This is a genomic window from Campylobacter concisus (assembly GCF_002914195.1).
Classification (GTDB): domain Bacteria; phylum Campylobacterota; class Campylobacteria; order Campylobacterales; family Campylobacteraceae; genus Campylobacter_A; species Campylobacter_A concisus_M.
Map to the genome: position 1 here is coordinate 1 of NZ_PPAU01000013.1, position 571 is coordinate 571.

Annotated in this window: 2 protein-coding genes; both read left to right on the forward strand. The window is 29.1% G+C overall.

What is annotated here, in order from left to right:
• Window positions 1–70 precede the first annotated feature (70 nt).
• A complete protein-coding gene (locus CYP28_RS00590) occupies window positions 71–277 on the forward strand; it encodes a hypothetical protein (protein WP_103592712.1) in 207 nt (68 codons plus the stop codon).
• Between the two features lie 25 nt (window positions 278–302).
• On the forward strand, window positions 303–571 hold a 269-nt coding region (locus CYP28_RS00595), incomplete at its 3' end, for a hypothetical protein (RefSeq protein ID WP_141090874.1).

A 571-nucleotide genomic window follows, 5' to 3' on the forward strand; every position in this document is an offset into this window, starting at 1 on the left:
GTTTATGTCTGCTGATATTTGTGAAATTGAGGTTTTGGGTAATAAATACGAAAATAAAGGATTTGTATAAATGGAAACTAAATTTTTAAGATATACGGCCAGGGACAGAAAAACTAAAGAGATACTCTTTAAAAGCAGAATGGACGATGAAAACGTTTTGTATTTAAGGAAAAATGAAAGTTACAATATACTAAATGATAAAGTTGTCTTTTTTCTTTCTCGTGGATGTCGCGATATGACATTTACTTTTAACAAAAGAGATATTGAAAAAATTTGAAATAATTTACAAAAAAGGATAAGAGGTGCTTGCTATTACAAAAGACGAATTTATTAAATATGCGCAAGAGGCAGAAGATGAAATTTTTGAAAGACGTATAAAAAAAGCCATAGGTAACGAGTCACCTAGTGATTTTATAATTAAAATTACATCTGCAATTTCTGCTTTTGTTATGATCCTTCTTGCTTATTTGAATGATACGACAAATATAGATTTTTATCCTTGGTATCTGTGCGCATCTTTTATTATTGTATCTATCTTTTCCGTGGTTATAATAAACAGCAAGGCAATAGA